The organism is Desulfonema magnum, assembly GCF_017377395.1.
Taxonomy (GTDB): Bacteria; Desulfobacterota; Desulfobacteria; order Desulfobacterales; family 4be13; genus Desulfonema_C; species Desulfonema_C magnum.
In genome coordinates this window covers 5,534,561-5,555,808 of record NZ_CP061800.1, presented here as the reverse complement: position 1 = coordinate 5,555,808, position 21,248 = coordinate 5,534,561, and the positions used below count along the sequence as shown (strand labels likewise).

General features: G+C 44.4%; 15 protein-coding genes, 1 tRNA gene and 1 pseudogene. 8 read left to right on the top strand and 9 right to left on the bottom strand.

The annotated features are described in order from the left end of the window. Positions 1-12: 12 nt before the first annotated feature. From dnm_RS21200 to dnm_RS21160, 9 genes are all read right to left on the bottom strand, one after another. Positions 13-330: a hypothetical protein gene (locus tag dnm_RS21200; RefSeq protein WP_207678893.1), complete on the bottom strand. Its 318-nt coding sequence runs from the start codon at positions 328-330 to the stop codon at positions 13-15. 109 nt (positions 331-439) lie between these two features. Further along, on the bottom strand, positions 440-1,231 hold the full coding sequence (locus tag dnm_RS21195; RefSeq protein ID WP_207678892.1) for a hypothetical protein: 792 nt from the start codon (positions 1,229-1,231) through the stop codon (positions 440-442). 142 nt (positions 1,232-1,373) lie between these two features. After that, on the bottom strand, positions 1,374-2,075 hold the full coding sequence (locus tag dnm_RS21190; protein WP_207678891.1) for a hypothetical protein: 702 nt from the start codon (positions 2,073-2,075) through the stop codon (positions 1,374-1,376). 6 nt (positions 2,076-2,081) lie between these two features. After that, on the bottom strand, positions 2,082-2,276 hold the full coding sequence (locus tag dnm_RS21185; RefSeq protein WP_207678890.1) for a DUF6694 family lipoprotein: 195 nt from the start codon (positions 2,274-2,276) through the stop codon (positions 2,082-2,084). A 1,209-nt stretch (positions 2,277-3,485) separates the two neighbouring features. Beyond that, the gene (locus dnm_RS21180; RefSeq protein ID WP_207678889.1) at positions 3,486-4,250 is read right to left on the bottom strand and encodes an RNA methyltransferase; all 765 of its coding nucleotides are present in this window, start codon (positions 4,248-4,250) and stop codon (positions 3,486-3,488) included. Beyond that, entirely contained in the window at positions 4,250-4,666 is a 417-nt protein-coding gene (gene ndk / locus dnm_RS21175) for a nucleoside-diphosphate kinase (RefSeq protein ID WP_207678888.1), read from the bottom strand. Before ndk ends, dnm_RS21180 begins: the two co-directional genes overlap by 1 nt. 222 nt (positions 4,667-4,888) lie before the next feature. Beyond that, a complete protein-coding gene (nadC, locus tag dnm_RS21170) occupies positions 4,889-5,722 on the bottom strand; it encodes a carboxylating nicotinate-nucleotide diphosphorylase (RefSeq protein ID WP_207678887.1) in 834 nt (277 codons plus the stop codon). A 144-nt stretch (positions 5,723-5,866) separates the two neighbouring features. Beyond that, complete coding sequence (locus dnm_RS21165) at positions 5,867-8,542, bottom strand: valine--tRNA ligase (protein WP_207678886.1); 2,676 nt, start codon at positions 8,540-8,542, stop codon at positions 5,867-5,869. A gap of 24 nt (positions 8,543-8,566) precedes the next feature. Continuing rightward, positions 8,567-11,479, bottom strand: coding sequence for a hypothetical protein (locus tag dnm_RS21160; RefSeq protein WP_207678885.1), 2,913 nt, complete (start codon positions 11,477-11,479; stop codon positions 8,567-8,569). Between the two features lie 611 nt (positions 11,480-12,090). Between dnm_RS21160 and dnm_RS31675 the strand changes: the two genes are divergently transcribed. The 8 genes and pseudogenes from dnm_RS31675 to dnm_RS21125 all read left to right on the top strand — a co-directional run bounded on the left by dnm_RS31675 (position 12,091) and on the right by dnm_RS21125 (position 21,005). Continuing rightward, positions 12,091-12,246 (top strand): RNA methyltransferase PUA domain-containing protein, encoded by a 156-nt coding sequence (locus dnm_RS31675; protein ID WP_353740327.1) that lies wholly within the window; start codon positions 12,091-12,093, stop codon positions 12,244-12,246. Next, positions 12,237-12,827 (top strand): annotated as a pseudogene (locus tag dnm_RS21155) (RsmE family RNA methyltransferase); the annotation flags it as partial. The gene dnm_RS31675 and the pseudogene dnm_RS21155, both read left to right, overlap by 10 nt. A 184-nt stretch (positions 12,828-13,011) precedes the next feature. Further along, positions 13,012-13,084 (top strand) — tRNA-Phe (locus dnm_RS21150). Between the two features lie 297 nt (positions 13,085-13,381). After that, positions 13,382-13,723 (top strand): hypothetical protein, encoded by a 342-nt coding sequence (locus dnm_RS21145; protein ID WP_207678884.1) that lies wholly within the window; start codon positions 13,382-13,384, stop codon positions 13,721-13,723. A gap of 716 nt (positions 13,724-14,439) precedes the next feature. Then, the gene (locus dnm_RS21140; RefSeq protein ID WP_207678883.1) at positions 14,440-15,570 is read left to right on the top strand and encodes a pyruvate flavodoxin/ferredoxin oxidoreductase; all 1,131 of its coding nucleotides are present in this window, start codon (positions 14,440-14,442) and stop codon (positions 15,568-15,570) included. Next, positions 15,551-16,804 (top strand): thiamine pyrophosphate-dependent enzyme, encoded by a 1,254-nt coding sequence (locus dnm_RS21135; RefSeq protein ID WP_207678882.1) that lies wholly within the window; start codon positions 15,551-15,553, stop codon positions 16,802-16,804. The genes dnm_RS21140 and dnm_RS21135 overlap by 20 nt, the downstream gene beginning before the upstream one ends. A 535-nt stretch (positions 16,805-17,339) precedes the next feature. Then, positions 17,340-19,067, top strand: coding sequence for a sodium:solute symporter family protein (locus dnm_RS21130; RefSeq protein WP_207678881.1), 1,728 nt, complete (start codon positions 17,340-17,342; stop codon positions 19,065-19,067). 141 nt (positions 19,068-19,208) lie between these two features. Next, a complete protein-coding gene (locus dnm_RS21125) occupies positions 19,209-21,005 on the top strand; it encodes a DUF6178 family protein (RefSeq protein ID WP_207678880.1) in 1,797 nt (598 codons plus the stop codon). Positions 21,006-21,248 lie beyond the last annotated feature (243 nt).

The following is a 21,248-nucleotide window of genomic DNA, read 5'->3' as shown; positions in this document are numbered from 1 at the left end:
CGTTCCTTTATCTCAGTTGGTTTCACCCAATATTCTGATATTAAAACCTTTTTTACTTGCAATTTCTACCGAATTCATAACCTGATACATTAACGAGCTTATAGCCTGAAGCGCCTGAAGTTCTGATTCTGTGGAATTTGGCAAATTCATCCTCACCCGAAACCTTTCCTTCTTTGCATCAACAAAAACAATTTCGTCCTTTCTTATACGAATTTCCTGGACATTGCCACTTTCAATCTCACTTAAAGCCTTTTCCAAGGGCACATCTTTGGTTCCGCAAGAAAATAAAGTAAAAATCAGAAGAAGGCACATCCACTTAATTTTTATCATGTTCCTTTTCCTTTTTGCTGAAAAAAACTAACGCAGAGTTCAGCGGCGGGCGGGGTTTGCCGATGCGCCTCATAACCGATGCGCCCCGCCCGTCCGCTGCAACGCCGGGTTAGGTGCGTTTCTTATTATAAAATCTGCAAGCAAAATTTTCTCGAATAGCATCCTCCAACCTTTCAGGGCAGCAGAAGGAAATTGAAGGCGAATTCAGCCCAAAGCTAAGACCACCACGCCATATAATACCGCTGTCTTTAGTCTCGTTAGTTATAAAAACTTTCGATTTTAAAAATAACGCAGCCATTATTATTTCAAAATCTTCGTTAGGTAACAGAGAATTCTTACTTAGCTCCTGTTCATAAAAGAATCCTTTGTCTCTATACCATTCAGACGTATATATTTGAAAATATTCACAAATATAAATATTTTTACTTTTAATTATTGCGTCGATTTTACAAAAAGCTGATAATAAAGACTGCTTCCATTTTACAAATTGTTTTTGTATTTCAAATAGTTTTATGGCTTCTTTTTTTTCGGTGTCTTTAACATATTCTTCAATATGTTTTTCTGAATTTTCAAAAAAATTCCAGCCCTGCCATTCCTCACAAAGATTATACCAGTAATATGTGTTCCCTTTTTTATCAATATCAGGTACTTTTTTGAACAATTTTTGAGCAATATCATTTATTTCTGGAGGCAAAATATGCTTTAACGGGTTATTTTTATTAGCTAAACCCGACTTTGTAGTCCCTTTTAAAATTGAGTAAACTTCATATATACATTTCCGGAATGTTACTATCTGAAAGTTATTATTTTTTAATAACTCGAATAGATATTGCCCTTGATAAGATTCTGCCAATATATTGACCAATACATTTGTATCCAAAAATGCTCTATTGTATTCCATATTCTATCGTTCCCAATAACAATAAACTTTTTCAAAAGCTATCACAGAATAATATTTAGCACCTAACGTGAATTAAGCGGGAGGGCGTTTGTTTGGTAGCCCGTCAAGCTTCAATGACGGGGGTTAGGTGCTAATATAACATCTATTTCCCATACTTTTGTTTAAGCTTCTCTAATCTTTTAACATCTTCTTGAGAGAAGTTTTTTACAGAAAATAATGGGTTACCATCGGCACCGTCCAACTGTTCGACCTCGACTGTAAGTACTGCATCCTCTGGTGCTTTGACATTGCCCCATGCACTAAACATATTTGGTGCTAATTTCCAGGTCGCTTCTTCTCCTGCTTCCAATCCCCCGCTTATCTCATAATTGAAAGATTCCTGTAGCCAAGGAACAGACCTGCCCGCACTAGAGAGTATTCCTTTAAAGTAAGTTCTGGAAACAGGATGTGCCGTTCCATTTTTTACAGTAATTTCAATAATAGGCTGTTCACCCATAAACTTCTGTTTCTCTTTATAAAAACGTGAACGGAGAACTTGAAATTTGGATAACTCTTTGCGGGCATTCTCTGATTTGATACGCTTTTCTTCAAGTTCTTTGATTTCTTTGAGAGCCTGTACCTTCTCTTCCTCTTTTCTCTCCTGTTTAACTCTTTCCGCTTCTGCTATTACCTCAACCCCGGTTTTTCCGTTTAATGATTCTTTCACTTTTGCCTGAGTATCGCCGACACCTGATGCCCCTTGAGCAAATATGTCTTTCAGATTAATTTGACTGAATGCAAGAATTTTCAATGCTTCATCAAAAGGGTGGTGTTCTAAAACTGGACTTGTTCCGATATTTGCCAAATTGATTCAGAGGGTTAAAAAATTTAGCTCCACTTTTAGAACATTACCATCAAAAGTACCTCTTTTATCTTCAGGTAAGGATTTTCTTACCTTTTCGATGGATGCTTTCATTGATTCATCAGTAGAAGTATCAATCTTAGCCTCACTGCAACCGATTAGCAACAATGCCGTTAACCCGATAAAAAATATGGCATCCTTCATTTAGTAGTTTACACTTTCAGCTAAAATGAATTTTTTATGTTTTTTTTAATTCATGATAATTTTGATTATTTTTATAATATAAACAACCTATTACAAAAAAACTACAAATTTTGTAGTTAATTTTAGCTAATCATGTTTGAAGTGTGTAAAAAACTACAAAATTTGTAGATTTTACAATATCTATTTGTAAATATTACTTTTATTTAGCTACAAAATTTGTAGATTGAAAAAAAATGGACTTTTTTTCAAATCACCAAAAGTGTAAAGTACTTTTGGGCAAATATGAAGGATGCCAAAAATATCTTTTTCATTTTGCCTTCTCCTCCATAAGTTGTAAGCACCTAACCTTGGATTATCAGGAAAACGAGGTTTCCATATATAGAAACCAGGTTTCCATATATGGAAACAAGTTTCTGAATATAGAAACTTTCGGGGTGTCTGTATCTGGAAACCTTTTCCTTTTTCCTGCCCTGACCATACAAAGTGTCTATATTTAGAAACTTTAAGGTGTCTGTCATACTACCGGACGAAAAATTCGTAATCTTTGTTAAATTATTCAAAATCAGATAGTTAAACGAATCGAACATTTATACCCAATTTAATAATTTCAATAGGTTATAATTTTTTGTCCGGTAGTATGGGTGTCTGTATATGGAAACTTGTTTCCAAATGTGGAAACTTTTGGAGTGTCCATATTTAGAAACTTTTCCTTTTTTCTGCCCTGACCATGCGAAGTTTCCAAATATGGAAACTTTCAAGGTGTCTATATATGGAAACAAGTTGCCATATAAGTACCTAACCATAAGTTTTTGATATTTGTACGGGAAAGAAACCCGGGTTTTTCCCCGGAATAATCCGCCGCCCCTGAAGAAAAAAGCCGAGTTTCTCCGCTGTTCACAGAAAAAAAATGTATAAAAAACTTTTGGTCGGATACTTATAAAAACAAGTTTTCGGATATGGAAACTTTAGTGAGTTATATGTCATTATAAATGAATTTGCCAGAAATTTTACAGAAGGTCCATTTAGTTATCTTTTCAAAAGCGGTTTTCTGTGACATATTCACCGCTTTTGATTATTGATAAAATTTTCTTAACTTCATCTGTTGCAAAAACCCCATCCTCAATGACTTCCGTAAAATCTGAGACCAAGAAACCCTTGGAACTCTTTTCGAGATCAGAAATAAAAGTATCTGCATTACACCCAACTTCCTCACATCTGATCTTTTTTCTCCCGCAGCCCGTCTTCATAGCGTTTTTTTCCATACCAGTTAATTTGTCTGCATATTCCCCGAATAATACTTACTTCCTTTGCCCGGAGTTCCATGCGAGTAAAAAAACGGCGCAGGTTATTCATCCAATAATCAGGATTTTCAGGGTTGATGTAGCTGATTCTGACAAGTATGTCTTTTAGCTGGTCATACATGCCGTCAAGTTCGTGGCGGGCTGCAAGACGGGGGGCAAATTTTTTTTTGGATTCCCTGCTGACAGTAAAAATTTCATAACACATAACCATAACAGCCTGGGCAAGATTCAGGGAAGAAAATTCAGCCGTGGGGATATTTACGAGTTCATGGCAGTAGTGAAGGTCCTCATTGGTAAGGCCCCGGTCTTCGGGGCCGAAGACAATGGCGATACGGTTTTCTTTGGAGATCGGAATAAGTTTCTGAGCCAGTGTCGAAGGACTTTTGATCAATTGTCGCTGTCCACCCAGCCGGGCAGTGGTTCCCACCACATAATGATAAGAAGATGTCGCTTCTCTGAGGGTTTCATATACCTCAATCCGCTTGACAATATCTGCCGCGGAATGGGTCGCCATCCTGAAAATTTTGACAACATCAAAATTTTCAGGATTAACGACCACCAACTCACGGATTCCCATATTTCGCATGGCCCTGGCTGCCGCGCCGATATTTTCCGGAAACCGGGGCTGATGCAGCACAATGGAAATGTTATCAAGATTAACGCTGTCAGGCATCAGCCCACGATCTCAAACTGATTAAAAAAGTAACTGATTTCAACGGCTGCCGTTTCCGGCGCGTCCGAGCCATGTACCACATTTTTTTCAATATCATTGGCAAAATCCCTTCGGATGGTTCCCTCTGCCGCGTCCTTGTAATTTGTGGCACCCATTAACTCACGGTTTTTGGCGATCACATTTTCGCCTTCAAGGACCATGACAAGGGCCGGACCTGATGACATAAAATCGGTCAGGCTGCCAAAAAACGGCCGTTCTTTATGCACTGCGTAAAAGCCTTCGGCCTGAGATTTTGTCATGCGGACCAGCTTCATGGCAATGATTCTGATGTTATTGTTTTCAAACCGTTTGACAATTTCACCCATAAGCCCCCGGCTGACGCCGTCGGGTTTAATAATAGACAAAGTTCTTTCCATAAATTTTCATATCCTTTTACTGAACTCTGTGAAACTACTACACGACCAAATAAATTTTGAAAGGTGAAGACCTCGGAGGTCTTTCAAAACCTCGGAGGTCTTTCACCCGTCAGAATCATTGCGGTCATGTATTACAGGGAGTTAATTTAATAAAGATTAAAAATCCCTGTTAAACCCAGTTCCTGTAATCTCACAGACAGATTATCTCAAAAATGATAAACACTAAAATACTTCGTTAATTTCCATTGTTATATTCACACACGTGGCCAGTTGGGTAAGGGACTCCAGCGAGATAATATCCACGCCCGTATCCGCCAACGGAATAAGATCGTGTTTTGTAATTTCCCCGGAGACTTCAACCACAATTTTTCCGGAAATAAGCGACACAGCCTTCTTTATCTGGCCTATATCCATATGAGTAAGCATGACCACATCAGCCTTTGCTTCCATGGCTTCCCTTACACCTTCCATATCTGAGACTTCCACCTCTGTTTTCACAAAATGGGACGTATTCTTTCGGATACGTTCTATGGCCTTCTTAATTCCTCCGCACACAGTGATATGATTATTTTTTATCACCACTCCGTCATACAGTCCCATACGGTGGTTATGTGCCCCGCCCATGCGGACAGCGTATTTCTCCAAAATGAGCCATCCGGGTGTTGTCTTCCGTGTATCCACAAGGCGCACATTTTTACCTTCAAGCACATTCACATATGAGCGTACATGCGTGGCAATACCTGAAAGATGCTGAAGAAAATTCAGGGCAGTCCGTTCCGCGGCAAGCAGAGAACGGAGTCGGCCCTCAATTTCCATTACAATATCACCATGTTTTAAAATATCTCCGTCCTTATGCCCGGGATCAAAACAAATTTCCGAATCAACATACTCAAACACCTGTTTTGCCACACCAAGCCCCGCGAGAACAAGGGAATCTTTTGCAATAATTATCCCTCTGCCCTCGGCATCCGGACCAATGAGATTGTTTGTGGTAATATCTCCCGGACCGATATCCTCTTTTAAAGCTGTCTCAATGATGTGTTGTACGGAATACATGATAAAAATTCAGGAAGTGAGAAATGAGAAGTGAGAATTTAGGCGATTTCCAAGAATGAACATACCAGTTCGTAGTTCCGCCTTTAGGCGGTGTGACACCGCCTAAAGGCGGAACTACGAACTGAAATTCTCACTTCTCATTTTTCACTTTTTAATTTCTTTTATTTTATCCAGATTTAATTGGAGTTTTTGCCGCTTTTCAGCAAGAGTTTCGTGTTTTTCCCTGACCTTTTCCACCACTGATTCAGGAGCTTTGGCAAGAAAATCTTCGTTACTCAGTTTTTTCGAAGCGCCGGTAAGTTCTTTTGTGACCTTGTCAATTTCTTTTTCAAGACGTTCAGTCTCTTTGGCAAAATCAATGATTCCCTCAAGCGGAAGAAAAATTGTGGCTCCTTCTGTAATGGCCGTTGCCGATGCCTTTGGTCTTTCTCCGGGCTGTTCAACAGAAAAAGAACTGAGCCGGGCAAGGTGAGTTATGATATCCTGATGCTGCTGAATGGTTTCCCTTATTTTTTTATCCTGTGACTGGACCAAAACTTCCAGGGCCAAAGATGGTGAAATATTCATTTCACCTCTTATATTTCGGATTCCGGTGATGATTCCGATGACAAGCTCCATCTCTGATTCAGCCTCCGCGTTATAAGCGACATCCGCGGCATCCGGGGTATCCGAAGGAAATACAGCTTTCATGACAGAGCCTTCTGTGCCAGGCAGTTTATGCCAAATTTCCTCAGTCACAAAAGGCATAAACGGATGAAGCAGAACAAGCGTGTCCCGCAGAACCCGCCATAAGACACGGGTGGTCGCGTCCTTTTTCTCCTGGCCCTCATTACCGTACAATACAGGTTTTATCGCCTCCAAGTACCAGTCGCAGAACTCATGCCATACAAACTGATAAACAGCTCCGGCCGCATCGTTGAACTTGTAAGTGTCAAGGTTTTCTGCCACGGTCTCTGTGGCCTTGCCGAGTCTGGAGAGAATCCACCTGTCAGGAAGGGAGAGGGGCTTAAAACTTGAAACCTGAAATTCGAAATTCGAATTGGGAATGTGCATCAGGGCAAAACGGGCCGCATTCCAGAGTTTGTTTACAAAATGGCGATAGCCTTCAACCCGTTTTTCAGACATTTTGATATCCCTGCCCTGGGCAGCAAAAGCGGCCAGGGTGAAACGGAATGCGTCTGTTCCGTATTCTTCTATCACAGAAAGGGGGTCAATCACATTTCCCGTTGATTTGCTCATCTTTTTACCGTGTTCGTCACGGACCAGCGCATGCACATAAACATCTTTAAACGGTATGTCTCCCATGAAATGGATCCCCATCATCATCATGCGGGCCACCCAGAAAAACAGGATATCAAAGCCTGTGATAAGTACGGATGTGGGGTAAAATGTCTTTAAAAGCGGTGTCTCATCAGGCCATCCCATGGTGGAAAAAGGCCACAGGGCAGAGCTGAACCAGGTGTCCAGCACGTCTGTTTCCTGAATCAGATTTTTCCCGCCGCAATCCGGACAGGTTTCAGGCGTATTTGTGGCAACAATCACTTTCTGACACGTTTCACACGTCCATGCCGGAATCTGATGCCCCCACCATATCTGTCGTGAAATACACCAGTCCCTGATATTGTTCATCCATTCAAAATATGTTTTATTCCATGTTTCCGGAATAATTTTGGTCTCATTGTTTCTGACCGCGTCCATGGCCTTTTCCGCAAGCGGTTTCGCGCTTACAAACCACTGTTTTGACAGGTTCGGCTCAATAATGGTTTTGCATCGGTAGCAGTGTCCCACATTGTGCTTGTGTGGCTCAATTTTCTCAAGAAGCCCCTCTTTTCTGAGTTTATCCACCACAATCTCCCGGCATTCGAACCGGTCAAGCCCTTTGAATTCCCCGGCTTCATCTGTCATAAGGCCGTCATCCCCTATCACTTTCACAGCAGGCAGGTTATGACGCGTTCCGATTTCAAAGTCATTGGGATCATGGGCAGGGGTAACTTTTAATCCGCCTGTTCCGAAGGACATATCCACATATTTATCTTTGATAATGGGAATTTTTTTGTTCATCAGGGGAAGAATGACTTCCGTGGCTCCGATGTTGCTGTAACGCTCATCATCCGGGTTGATTGCCACGGCTGTGTCTCCCAGCATGGTTTCGGGCCGGGTTGTTGCAACAATAATTTCGCCTGACCCGTCCGCAAAAGGATATCGGATATGATAAAGATTTCCGTCAATCTCCTCATGTTCCACCTCAAGGTCGGCAAGGGCTGTGTGACAGCGGTGACACCAGTTGATAATGTAATTCCCCCGGTAAATAAGCCCTTCATTGTAGAGTTGCACAAAAACCTTGCGCACAGCTCTTGACAATCCCTCATCCATGGTAAACCGTTCCCGGTTCCAGTCGCATGAGGCCCCCAGTCGTTTGAGCTGATGGATAATCTGGCCGCCATATTCTTTGCGCCATTTCCAAACCGTTTCAATGAACTTTTCTCTGCCCAGCTGATGACGGTCATTTCCCTCGCTTGCAAGCTTTTTTTCCACAACATTCTGAGTGGCAATACCCGCATGGTCCGTTCCTGGCATCCAAAGGACATTATCCCCCCGCAGTCTTCTGTAACGGCAGAGGATATCCTGTAGCGTGTTGTTCAGCGCGTGCCCCATGTGGAGAACACCTGTCACATTCGGCGGCGGGATTACAATGGAATAGCCTTTTTGTTCGCTTTTTTCAGTTGCTGCAAACAAGCCCTCTTTTTCCCAAAAATCATACCAGCGTTTTTCCACGTCGTATGGTTCATAAGCCTTGTCAAGCAAATCGGTACTGCTCATATAATATTACACTCCTCAAATTAATTATTCGTCATCCACCACATCTTCGATGAACCAGTCATCTTTTAACTGTTCAATTTCTTTTGCAACTGCTTTTTCAATCACATCAATAAGTTTTGCTTCAATTTTTTCTGAAAACACTTTTTCTGAAAACACCTTTTTTATTACATGCTCCAAAACCGCCTCCAACTGTTCGGAAGGAATCTGGGATAATTCGTCTTCCAAGGGGACGAATCCTTGTTTTCCATTTTTGTCGGAAACAGGTTTCGAAAAAATATTATCAAATTTGTTCAAAGGCTTTTCTTTCTGAGAATCGGGACCAAATAATTTTTCCAAACTGTTTGTTTTCTGATCCGCATCCGACTCCGAGAGATCAAGCAAATCTTTTCCCGGTTGCTCATAACTATCTGATTCATCGTCTAAAAAATCAGTAAATTCCATGAGTTCTTCGTCACCAACAATTTCAGGAACTTTTTCCTTTTTATCCTCTTCCGGTGAAACTGATGTTTTATTATCAGAAGACAAATCAAAGATATCTTCAATATCCAGAGACGGAGGCTCTTTTATATCAGCGTCGTGATTTGGTGAAGTTAATGTTTTATCGGAAGACAAATCAAATACGTCTTCAATATCCAAAGAGGGAAATTCTTTTATACCAGCATGATGTTCTGATGAAGCTGATCTTGTTTTATTGGAAAGATCATCAAAAATGCCTTCAATATCCGGAGGAGAAGCCTTGTCAGTGTCTTCAATGTCATCATCTGCCAGAAAAGCTGACGGCGCATCATCGTCAGTGTCCTCAATGTCATCATCTGTCAGTAAAGCTGACGGCGCATCATCGTCAGTGTCCTCAATGTCATCATCTGCCAGTAAAGCTGACGGCTCATCATCGTCAAAATCAGAGGTTTCTTTATTCTCTGACAAAGGGAATGCTTCATTGGTGTCGTCAAATCCATATGTTTTAGTATTGTCTCTCAGTGAAGCCATATCAGGCTTATGACTTTCTTCAGCTTTTAAAATGGAATCGCTATCAACAACATCAACAAGATCAATAATATCATCATCTTCTCTGAGATCGGAAGGGGCAATGATGGTCTCCTCGTCCAGATCAATAAATTCTTCCGATTCGGGCATGTCGGACAGGGAACCCTGAAGCATGACGGTCTCCTCCATGTCCGGCGGAGCCATGATGGTCTCCTCGTCAAAGTCGGCAAACCCGCCCGGGTCTGAACTGTCAGACGAGACCTCCTGAAGCATGACGGTCTCCTCCATGTCCGGCGGAGCCATGATGGTCTCCTCGTCAAAGTCGGCAAACCCGCCCGGGTCTGAACTGTCAGACGAGACCTCCTGAAGCATGACGGTCTCCTCCATGTCCGGCGGAGCCATGATGGTTTCCTCGTCAAAGTCGGCAGTTTCTCCCGGTTCGGCTATGTCGGACAGGGAACCCTGAAGCATGACGGTCTCCTCCATGTCCGGCGGAGCCATGATGGTTTCCTCGTCAAAGTCGGCAGTTTCTCCCGGTTCGGCTATGTCGGACAGGGAACCCTGAAGCATGACGGTCTCCTCCATGTCCGGCGGAGCCATGATGGTTTCCTCGTCAAAGTCGGCAAACCCGCCCGGGTCTGAACTGTCAGACGAGGCCTCCTGAAGCATGACGGTCTCCTCCATGTCCGGCGGAGCCATGATGGTTTCCTCGTCAAAATCGGCAAACCCGCCCGGGTCTGAACTGTCAGACGAGGCCTCCTGAAGCATGACGGTCTCCTCCATGTCCGGCGGAGCCATGATGGTTTCCTCGTCAAAATCGGCAAACCCGCCCGGGTCTGAACTGTCAGACGAGGCCTCCTGAAGCATGACGGTCTCCTCCATGTCCGGCGGAGCCATGATGGTCTCCTCGTCAAAATCGGCAAACCCGCCCGGGTCTGAACTGTCAGACGAGGCCTCCTGAAGCATGACGGTCTCCTCCATGTCCGGCGGAGCCATGATGGTTTCCTCGTCAAAGTCGGCAGTTTCCCCCGCTTCAGCTATATCGGACAGGGAATCCTGAAGCATGACGGTCTCTTCCATGTCCGGCGGGGCAATGACGGTCTCCTCATCCAGATCAATAACCTTCTCAGCTTCCTCATCTTCCGGGGCCTCCTGAAGCATGATGATCTCTTCCATGTCCGGAGGGGCAATGACGGTCTCCTCATCCAGATCAATAACCTTCTCAGCTTCCTCATCTTCCGGGGCCTCCTGAAGCATGATGATCTCTTCCATGTCCGGAGGGGCAATGACGGTCTCCTCATCCAGATCAACAATCTCCTCAGCTTCCTCATCTTCCGGGGGCATTTGAGTTAGGACATCCTGAAACAAGATCATTTCCTCATTCATGCTTTCAGTATCCGGTTCAGTGAGGTATTCCTCTTTTTCAGGCAGGATCTTAGCGACCATATCTTCAGACGCAGTTGGTTCTTGGACACCAGGCCGAGTGATGATAGCTCCCACATCCAAATCAATAATTTCCTCATCCTCGTCCGCATCCTCATCTTCTGTTGTCTTAGGAATAACATCCTGAAGTAAGAGAGCTTCTTCATGGTTCGGCAAAGCACTTATATCTTCGACATCCAAATCAATGATCTCATCATCATCCATGAGGTCTTCAGCGATAATATCATCAAGCAGAATAGTCTCTTCAGGGACTGGGGGGGGAACGCCTATGTTTTCAGCATCCAGATCAACAACCTTTTCATCATCCATAAGATCTTCAGCGATAATATTATCAAGCAAAATAATTTCCTCAAGGTTTTCTGACACGCTTATTTCTGTATTCAAATTAACAGATTTTTCATCACTCGTGAGAGACTTGTCATCGGTGTCTGTAAGTCTGATTCTGTCTTCATCCTCTGTCAGAGGCGATATCTCTTTTGTTATCTGACTGGGTTCATTTTTATTTCTCATATCAAATCCCCCATTTTTTTACATAATATTCAAAAAAACAATTTGTTTTTAACATGGTCAGAAGCCGAAACACTTCAGCTTCCTTCATAAAATCCGGGGTTCGCAAAATTCCTGAAGCATACAGAGCCGGAACTTTGCACACAAGCGCGTTCCCAAGCCAAAGATAGAAGAACGAGGCTACATGAGGTCGCAATGCCGGTTCGGTCTTTTTTGATTTGCTGATGATAATTTAGTACTCAGATACGCTGATCTGAAATTTTTTCTGGTATAGAAAATTGTCTTGCCTGCAAAAAGACAGTTTTCTGATTCATCCGGGCAATTTTTTGATCAGAAGTAACTTTCTGATCATTCGATATTATAGCGGGAAGTCTGTCTGAAAAAACCAAAATCACAATATTATTAATTTGTTATCAGACAAAGCCCCTTAATTTGGAAAAACTATCATAAGGTGTGCAATGTGTCAAGATTTGCTTTTTTGGGAGGGGGATAATTCAACCGTTTGTCATCCTTAATATATACAGCAGATCGAAAATTTCTGATCTGCTAAAAATTTTGCATCATATAAATTAAAGATTTACAAATGATATTTTTAGTTATATGTGAAAGATATTATGAGGCATTTTTTTATTGATAAATCAGAACTTGCCAACCCTTCACCAATTATAACCGGTTCTGATGCAAAACATATCAAAAACGTGTTACGCCTGAAACCGGGGAATGAGATATTGCTTTTTGACGGTGAGGGGGGGAGTATGAAGCTAAAATAACAGCTCTGTTTCCCAATAAAGTTGAAGTATCCCTGATTCGTTTTCTTTCGTCAGCAACAGAGTCACCTGTCCGAATCACCGTTGCCCAGGCGTTTTTAAAAGACAAAAAAATGGATAATCTTGTCAGACACCTGACAGAACTTGGAATAACAGAATGGATTCCCTTTATTGCAGAACGGTCGGTTTCCAGACCGGACAAAAAACGTCTTGCCAGCCGTATGGAACGATGGAAAAAAATTGCAAGAGAGGCTGTCAAGCAATGCAAACGAAGCCATATTCCTGACATAGATACTGTGTTATCCTTTGAAGAACTGTTACATATTGGAAAGGCATATGATTTAAAAATTGTTTTCTGGGAAAATGAAACCATGAATTTTGCGTTTCCGCAGTTACATGACAAACAATATCATACCATTTTTGTTATGCTGGGGCCTGAGGGCGGCTTCACTTCCCGGGAAATCGAAAGCGCACTCGCCAGCGGGTTTGTCACCGCTGCTCTGGGCCCCCGTATTTTGAGAGCCGAAACAGCCACCATTGCAGCATCAGCCCTGTTACAATATCTTTTTGGCGACATGGGATAAAAAAAGCATTCTGACCCTGACCATAAAAAAAATTGATAAAATTGTAATATTCTGAAATTAAATCTTTTTAAATCATTACTGAGCGGGTTCTGACATTAATTTTTTCCAAAATTTAAATTGCGTTAAAAAAAAAGCTTGACAACTGAGTAAAGTTCTGACAAAAGCTTATTCACACTTTGACTGCGCCGAGGTAGCTCAGTCGGTAGAGCAGGGGACTGAAAATCCCCGTGTCGGCAGTTCGATTCTGTCCCTCGGCACTTTGAATATCAATAATAGGGATTAACAGATGCGCATCATATATCTGTTATCCCTTTTTTTGTTGGGTGCCCGTAGTCGCCATCTGAAAAAGTGGTCCCTTCTTGCCAGTTTCCGTAAAATTCATCTGATTTCTGACCAATTTTCACAGAGCCTCCGGTGTTAATATGTGTCCGCCATTATCCTGACTGGCTTATGCCGGTTACAAGTTGGGAAGACGCTGATTATTCCCCCGTGCAGAGTTAAGGAAGGTAAAATATTTTCGACAATGACACCATGACCATTATGGAGGTGACTGCATGAAGATACAGGTAACCAACACCGATAAAAGAAATTGGATTATCTGCATTGAGATGAAAAAAGGCAAAGGTGACTCAGAAGAAGAAATCATCTGTCAGTTAAAGGGAACCCAGTGTTTTATTGCTTATTGTCGTGCCATCGGACAGGCGTTTTGGCAACAGTCAGAATTCCTCAGACCAGAGGCGTATGAATATCGCTTTGTGAGCATTCGTAACATTGGTATCAACAAAAAAACAACGCGCATCCCACCGCTGACCGGAACCCATGATCGTCCGGAACGGATGCTGAAAATCAGCGCACCGCATCATCTGCAATTCAGGCAGCTCACAGGAGCTATCTGACAGCCTTGGCCTCTGATTCTCCCAATTTCCCTGTGTCATTGCTTCGTTTCCCCCTGTGTCATTGCTTCGTTTCCCCCTGCGTCGCTGTCTCATCATATTCCCGTAAAAAGCCCTTTTCACTATAGTCAGATCAAAAATTTTATCCGGAGTGCAAAAACAGAGCGAAGCGGTTTTTTGCATTATCCTATAGCAGATCGAAATTTTATCCGGAGTGCAAAAACAGAGCGAAGCGGTTTTTTGCATTATCCTATAGCAGATCGAAATTTTATCCGGAGTGCAAAAACAGAGCGAAGCGGTTTTTTGCATTATCCTATAGCAGATCGAAATTTTATCCGGAGTGCAAAAACAGAGCGAAGCGGTTTTTTGCATCATCATCCTGCACAAATACCCAGCAGATCGAAAATTTTTTATCCGGAGTGCAAAAATAGAGCGAAGCGGTTTTTTGCACCGTATAAGAATTCCGGCAGGATGCAAAAAACCGCTTCGCTCTATTTTTGCACTCCTTATGACAAACCGCCTTATCAGCCCATGCCGCTCAAAATACTGTTTCCGCCCTATTGACCTATTTGTCTTATACCGTTACACTATAAAAGCCTTCTGAGTTTTACAAAGTGAATGGCGCGTAGCGAAACTCACCCCATCAGAACAGGGTGACAGCAGATGATGTCGCGCGCTGTCCCCTGTGCAGCAGAAGTAACAAGCGAAAGGAGCATGAGATGAAACTTAGTCTTCTTGAAGGAAATGAGGCCATGGCCTGGGGGGCGTATCACGCGGGATGCCGTTTTTTCGCAGGTTATCCCATTAGCCCCGCCACAACAATATTTAACACAATGCTCAGGATTTTACCGCCATGCGGCGGAACCGTGTTGCAGGCCGAAGATGAGATTTCAGCCCTGGGCTGCTGTATCGGCGCTTCCATGGGAGGGTTGAAAGCCATGACCGCCACATCCGGGCCGGGGCTGAGTCTCTGTTCCGAACAAATCTCCTTTGCCATCGGCTCCGAGATACCGCTGGTTATTGCCGAAGTACAGCGATTAGGCCCCTCCACCGGTTCTGCCACCCGAGGTGCGGACGGTGATATTCAGTTCATGCGGTGGGGAAATTCCGGGGGCATGCCTCTGATTGTCCTCGCTCCGGTGGATATTGCGGATTGCTTTACGCTCACGGCGGAGGCCTTTAATTTGGCTGAGGCCTATCGGTGCCCGGTCATTCTGGCATCCAACAAAGAAATCGGACTCACCAGAGAAAGCATTGATTTAAAAACACTCAGATGGCCGAAGCGGATCGACCGTTCCCCTCCGTCCGGCAATGACCCCTTTCTTCCTTTCAAATCTTTACCTGGAAAGAATGTTCCCGGATTCCTGCCCATCGGCGGAAACCATATTGTCCGCCAAACCTCCTCCACCCACGGAGCACCGGGTTATATCACAACTGATCCCAATGAAATTGCTGCCATGCTGGAACGGATGAAGCAGAAAATCGAAGCTGACGTTGACAAGTTCACCTTTGCAGAAGCTGTTATCGAACCAAAAGCCGAGACCATGATTCTTTGTTACGGTGTTACCGCAAGGGCAGCAAAGGCAGTATGCAACACACTGAAAGCCGAAGGAAAACCTGTTTCCCTCCTGATTTTAAAAACCCTCTGGCCTGTTCCTGAGAATTTCATTCGTCAGAAAACAGAACAGGTCACGAACATCCTTGTGCCTGAGATGAACCTGGGCCAGTATGTCAGAGAAATTGAACGAATCCTGAAACATAAGCACATCGAATTCTTAGGTCAGATGGATGGCCGGCTCATCACGCCGGATCGGATAAAGGAGGTGCTGAATGACAAGTTTGCTCAATAAAAATCGTCCCCCGGTGTTCTGTCCCGGATGCTCACATGAGCGAATTCTCCATGCCCTGGACAAAGCGTTTGAACATATGGGACTTCAGGGCAACCAGATTGCCATTGTCAGTGATATCGGATGCTCCGGGCTTTTTGACACCTTTTTTAACACCCACGCGCTGCACGGACTTCACGGAAGAGCGCTGACCTATGCCGCGGGTTTAAAGATGGCACGGCCTGAGCTGAATATTGTCGTGACAATGGGTGACGGAGGGCTGGGCATTGGCGGAGCGCATCTGCTTGCGGCCTGTCGGAGAAATCTGAATCTGACACTCCTCATCCTTAACAATTTTAACTTTGGCATGACCGGAGGCCAGTTCTCGCCAACCACGCCGTGTCATAGCTCCGGGGGATCGGGTTTTCTCGGCATGATGGAGAAGCCTGTGGACGTGGGGAAAGTTGCCGTGGCTGCGGGCGCGTCATTTGCGGCTCGTGCGTCAGCGTATCAGAAAGACCTCCCCGCGCTCATGGAACAGGCCATACGTTTTAAAGGATTCAGCATTATTGATATCCAGGGAATATGCCCGGGACGATATCTGAAACAAAACAAACTTACACCAAAGCAGATTGATGAGAATCTGAAACAATTGTCCCCTTTAAACGGGCCGGTTCCGGAAAACATCCGTCCCGAATATAGCAGCGTTTACCGGGAACACGCGGCCTCTCAGGAGCCAGTGAATTTACCTGAAGGCATTGAAGCTCGGTTCAGACCCCCTCAGCCCGGGCGTCAGGAAGTGATCCTTCTTGGTTCCGCGGGTCAGCGGATCCTGACAGCTGGTGAGATTCTTGGCATAGCCGGACTTAGCGCGGGTCTGAATGTCACCCAGAAAAATGACTACAATGTCACTGTGTTAACCGGGCCTTCGGTCAGCGAAATCATTCTTTCACCTGAAAAGATTGACTACACCGGCATCACCAGCCCTGCGGCCGTCATCGTGCTTGCCCCCGAAGGTGTGGCCCGCCGGGAAGATCTGTTCGGGAACCTTGATCATAAAACACTTGTCATTCAGGCATCTGATGTGGAAATCCCTTTTACGCGGGCAAAAATTGTTCAGGCTGATTTCAAGGGAAAGCGAATAAAAAAAACAGACCGGGCATTGGCTGCGCTGCGTATTTTGGCAGGAATGAACAGGGTTCTGAGTCCGGAGATGCTTGACGCGGCCCTGAAGGAACGATTCAAGGAGAAAATCTGACCTTGGCCGGAAAAACAAAATCATCAGTTTTTTTTAAAGGCAGGTGTTGAAATTTTCATCCAATCATGTTATTCAGTCAGAATTCGTAGGAAAATTAAATCAATAAAACTCTCTTCTGATTAACCGAAGGAGGAGTAATAACCATTTTAAACCCGATAATCAGGTTTTTTGATCCGATCCTGCCGGACAGCCTGTCATTCCGTCCGACGGCCCGACTGAGTTTGTCGAAGTCTGAACTCACGCTGAAGCCTGAGAAAGCAGGAATGACAAAAAGAACCTGAGCATCGAGTTAAAAAAAAATCTGATTATAACGGATTTAGGGGAGGCCGACCAAGCCCCGTAGGGGCGGCATATTTGTAGCAACAGGTTTGCAGCCCCACCGCCAAGCCCCGTAGGGGCGGCATATTTGTAGCAGCTCCCGCCAAGCCCCGTAGGGGGTGGTATATTTGTAGCATGCAAACATGCCGCCCCCGCGGGGCTTTCCCGGCCTCCCCTAAATCCGTTATAATCAGAAAAAAATTTATTCGAATAGTTCATGGAACTTCCAATATTAGACTGGATTATCATTATCGCCTACCTGATCTTCAGTATCACGGTGGGCATCTATTTTTCAAAACGAGCGTTAAAAAGCGTTGACGAATATTTTGTTTCAGGACGGGTTCTGCCGTGGTGGCTTGCGGGCATGTCCATGGTTGCATCCGCTTTTGCCATTGACACCCCTCTGGGAATCACCGGACTTGTGGCAAAAGACGGCATTCCCGGGGTATGGTATGCATGGTCATTTGTGCTTGGCGGTGCCGGTGCGCTGGGCGCGTTCATATTCGCCCCGCTTTTGCGCCGCTCACAGATTATCACCACCGCGGAACTCATAGAACTGCGTTATGACGGAAAACCGGCTGCCTTTCTCAGGGGATTCAAAGGCGTTTATTTTGGTATTTTTGCAAATGCCATTACCCTCGGCTGGATCATCAAGGCGGTCTGGACCGTTTCCGAGGTGGTGGTTCCCGGATTTGATCCGGACCTGCTTTTGTTTGCAATTCTTCTTTTCACACTGATTTATACTGCCATGTCAGGGCTTTGGGGGATTGCCGCGACTGATTTTTTACAGTTCATCATTGGCTCGGCAGGATCAATTGTTCTGGCTGTGTTTGTCTGGAATCACATCGGCGGAATGGAAAATCTGATTGCCGGGATTACAGAGAGATACGGCGCGGCATCGGCTGAGGAGCGTCTCTCCTTTTTCCCGAGTACGGGAAGCCCTTTTTTCGTGACTTTCATTGTGTTTATCAGTCTGAAATGGTGGGGAAATCCGCCGCCGGCCATCACCCAGCGGATTATCTCCGCAAAAGATGAAAGGCATGCGTCTTTTTCCACCATCATGTTTGCGGTGATCGCATTCGGGTTCAACTACTGGCCCATGATTTTTGTCTCACTGGCTTCCCTGGTGCTGTATCCGGACATAAAAATGCCCGAAGCCGGATATGTCATGCTCATCGTCAAACTGCTGCCATCGGGTTTTTTAGGACTTATGCTCGCGTCGCTCATGGCCGCGTTCATGTCAACGGTGGACACCCATATCAATTTTGGCGCGTCTTACATGGTCAATGATATTTACCGCCGGTTTATTATGAAGGAAGCCTCTGAAAAGCATTATGTCCGGGCCTCGCAGATCAGCACGATTCTCATGCTGATACTTGCGGTAATTATTGCGTATAATCTTGATTCTGTCAGTGACGCGTGGTATTATATGTCCATGCTTACCGCGGGTTACGGGATTGTGATCGTGGTGAGATGGTTCTGGTGGCGGGTCAACGCGTGGGCTGAAATTGCCGCCCTTGCCGCGTCCGGCATCGGCAGCACCATGCTGTCTCCCAAGTTCGGAAAGGCAGTGGGATACTGGGACGATATCCCTCATTTGGAGTGGCAGTACCGGTTCCTGATTGTGATGGCCGTGTGTACGGTTTCATGGCTTGTTGTCTGCTTTCTCACAAAGCCCACATCCGAAGAACACCTGAGAAATTTTTGCGCAAAAGTGAAACCGTTTCCGACCTTCTGGGGGCCTGTACACGAGAATTATCCTGATCTCGAATGGAATCCTCATATAAAACGGTGCTGCATTCACTGGGTCTTGGGAGCAGCCACGGTCTATTGCTTCTGCTTCGGGGTGGGAAATCTCATGTTTCTGGATTTTCTTTCAGGCGGGCTGCTGATCTTTGCCGCTGTTCTGATGGGAATAGCAATATTTGTCACATGGAAAAAATAAGAAACTTCAGGCGTCGGGTTTGGGCGTGCTTGCCGGCCGTACCTTTTTAGTCCCCTGGGGACGACTGAAAACAGCCCGGCAGTTCATTGCCGGGGAGAGAGAGAACAGCCTGGCAGCGCATTGCCGGGGGAGAAACACAATATGAACGAAGAAATACAATACCGTCAGCCGTTCTCCGTAGAACGAGCCATTCAAGAACTGCATATAAAAAGAAAAGAAATCCTGTCGCTGCCCGCGGAAAAGGCCCTGGATGAAATTTTAGAACATCCGCAGCCTCATGCCCTTGTCCATTCCTTCCCGGAAGAAGATTTTTATTTTCTGATACACGACATCGGCGTCGGGGATTCCGTGGAGTTATTATCCCTGGCATCTGCCAGACAATGGGAATACATTGTTGATATCGAGGTGTGGGAAAGAGACAGAATTTCAATGAATTCCGTTACAAAGTGGTTTGATCTGCTGATCAAGGCAGATCCGAAGCGCCTGGTAAAATGGTTTTTGGAAGAGAAAATCGAATTTGTGGAATTCTATATGTTTAAAAACATCGAAGTGATTGTCAGAGAACATGATCAGGATCCGTCTGATTTTGGCGACGGTTTTTTTACGTTTGATGATGTATTTTATTTAAAATTAATTGACAATCCTTATGATTATGAAATAGAAGACAAAGAACTGCGTGACGCGTTTTTGTCAGAATTTTTACATCATCTTGCCACATATGATCATGTCACCTATCAGAATGTTCTGCTTGAATTTTCAACAGTGCTTTCTGCTGAATCCGAGGAGGAAGCCTATCGTCTGAGAAATGTCCGTTTGGCTGAAAAAGGATTTATGCCTTTTGATGAAGCCATTGGCATTTATCAGCCTTTAAAACCAGAGGCTTTTGGAAAACCACACTCGCTGAAAAGACTTGGCTTTTCAGTTTCAGAACAAGGAAATTCAGTTCTGCCGCCTGTTCCGTTCTATGCTGTGGCCATGCTGAAAGAGGATAATCTGTTTACCCATGCTTTGCAGGTGATCAGGACAGAAGCTATTTTACATCAGCTTCAGGGAGAATTTGCAGGTCTGTGTAATCAGGTGATCTCGGCCGACCAAAAAAAAATCAGGGAGCGGGAGGAATTAAGACATATTGTAAGAAAAGTTTGCGGGTATGTCAGTATCGGCCTTGAGCGTCTGACAGAAAAACAAACACCTCACCGTGTAAATCGCACAGCCGCATTAATACAAAAATTTCCGCTTTCCGAAATTTTCAGAGTGGGTCACGGACTTGCCCTTGAGCTGAAGTGGCGGGCTGAAAAGTGGCGAAAACAGAGCTGGTTCCAAAAACAGGGGCTGCCTTTAAGCTTCTGGGGTGAAGAATGGCTCGGGTTCCTCGGGGGCCTTCTGATCAAAAAACCCATGTTTTTTGATAACTATAAAACAGGTGTCATCTATAGGGAATTTAACTCATTGGATGATATTAACGTTACTGAGCGCGTATTAAATGATATCATAGCGTTTGATCATCTCCTTTCTCTTACAAAAATAAATACGCTGTCGTTTCCGAGAGAGCAGGTGAGAACGGGCGTGGTTACTCATAAAAGTCTTATTCTGACGGTCTGGGCCAGGCATTATCTCGGATTATCAGAAGAACTTCTCCCTATTGATCCCGATATATTCAACAACTTGTTTAACGCATTGTGGACCCAGGAAGATAATCCCCGTAAAATAAAACGATCCATGAAAGAATCTCTTCTGAACTGGCTGTCAGACAAAACCGGCACGGATATTTATGATATCAGTCAGGCAGCAGGGCAGACCCTGGAGCGTCTTTTCAGAGAAATAGAAAGTGAATACGGAGAGGTTTCAGTAAAAAATTTGGATATGAAATACATCCATCTTTTTCTTCTGAAGAAGCAGGGCGAATCGCTTCCATACGGGGCCCCTGCTTATCACTGACCCATACGGCGAGTGATGGTGATTAATGGTTCAAGCCTTTTGTTGGGGTTCTGAACCACGGATTATACGGATAACACGGATTGCACGGATTTTTTAATCAGTGAAATCCGAAAAAAGGATAATCAGCAGTTCAGGCATTTTGCAGGGGTTCTGAACCACGGATTATACGGATAACACGGATTGCACGGATTTTTTAATCAGTGAAATCCGAAAAATCTGTGATAATCCGTGGTTCAGGGGCCA

Coding starts and splice junctions, on each gene's coding strand:
- dnm_RS31675 (WP_353740327.1), top strand. CDS start 12,091: ATGAGGCATTTTTTTATTGATAAATCAGAACTTGCCAACCCTTCACCA.
- dnm_RS21160 (WP_207678885.1), bottom strand. CDS start 11,479: ATGAGAAATAAAAATGAACCCAGTCAGATAACAAAAGAGATATCGCCT.
- dnm_RS21195 (WP_207678892.1), bottom strand. CDS start 1,231: ATGGAATACAATAGAGCATTTTTGGATACAAATGTATTGGTCAATATA.
- dnm_RS21185 (WP_207678890.1), bottom strand. CDS start 2,276: ATGAAGGATGCCATATTTTTTATCGGGTTAACGGCATTGTTGCTAATC.
- dnm_RS21145 (WP_207678884.1), top strand. CDS start 13,382: ATGAAGATACAGGTAACCAACACCGATAAAAGAAATTGGATTATCTGC.
- dnm_RS21125 (WP_207678880.1), top strand. CDS start 19,209: ATGAACGAAGAAATACAATACCGTCAGCCGTTCTCCGTAGAACGAGCC.
- dnm_RS21165 (WP_207678886.1), bottom strand. CDS start 8,542: ATGAGCAGTACCGATTTGCTTGACAAGGCTTATGAACCATACGACGTG.
- dnm_RS21140 (WP_207678883.1), top strand. CDS start 14,440: ATGAAACTTAGTCTTCTTGAAGGAAATGAGGCCATGGCCTGGGGGGCG.
- ndk (WP_207678888.1), bottom strand. CDS start 4,666: ATGGAAAGAACTTTGTCTATTATTAAACCCGACGGCGTCAGCCGGGGG.
- dnm_RS21135 (WP_207678882.1), top strand. CDS start 15,551: ATGACAAGTTTGCTCAATAAAAATCGTCCCCCGGTGTTCTGTCCCGGA.
- dnm_RS21200 (WP_207678893.1), bottom strand. CDS start 330: ATGATAAAAATTAAGTGGATGTGCCTTCTTCTGATTTTTACTTTATTT.
- dnm_RS21180 (WP_207678889.1), bottom strand. CDS start 4,250: ATGCCTGACAGCGTTAATCTTGATAACATTTCCATTGTGCTGCATCAG.
- nadC (WP_207678887.1), bottom strand. CDS start 5,722: ATGTATTCCGTACAACACATCATTGAGACAGCTTTAAAAGAGGATATC.
- dnm_RS21130 (WP_207678881.1), top strand. CDS start 17,340: ATGGAACTTCCAATATTAGACTGGATTATCATTATCGCCTACCTGATC.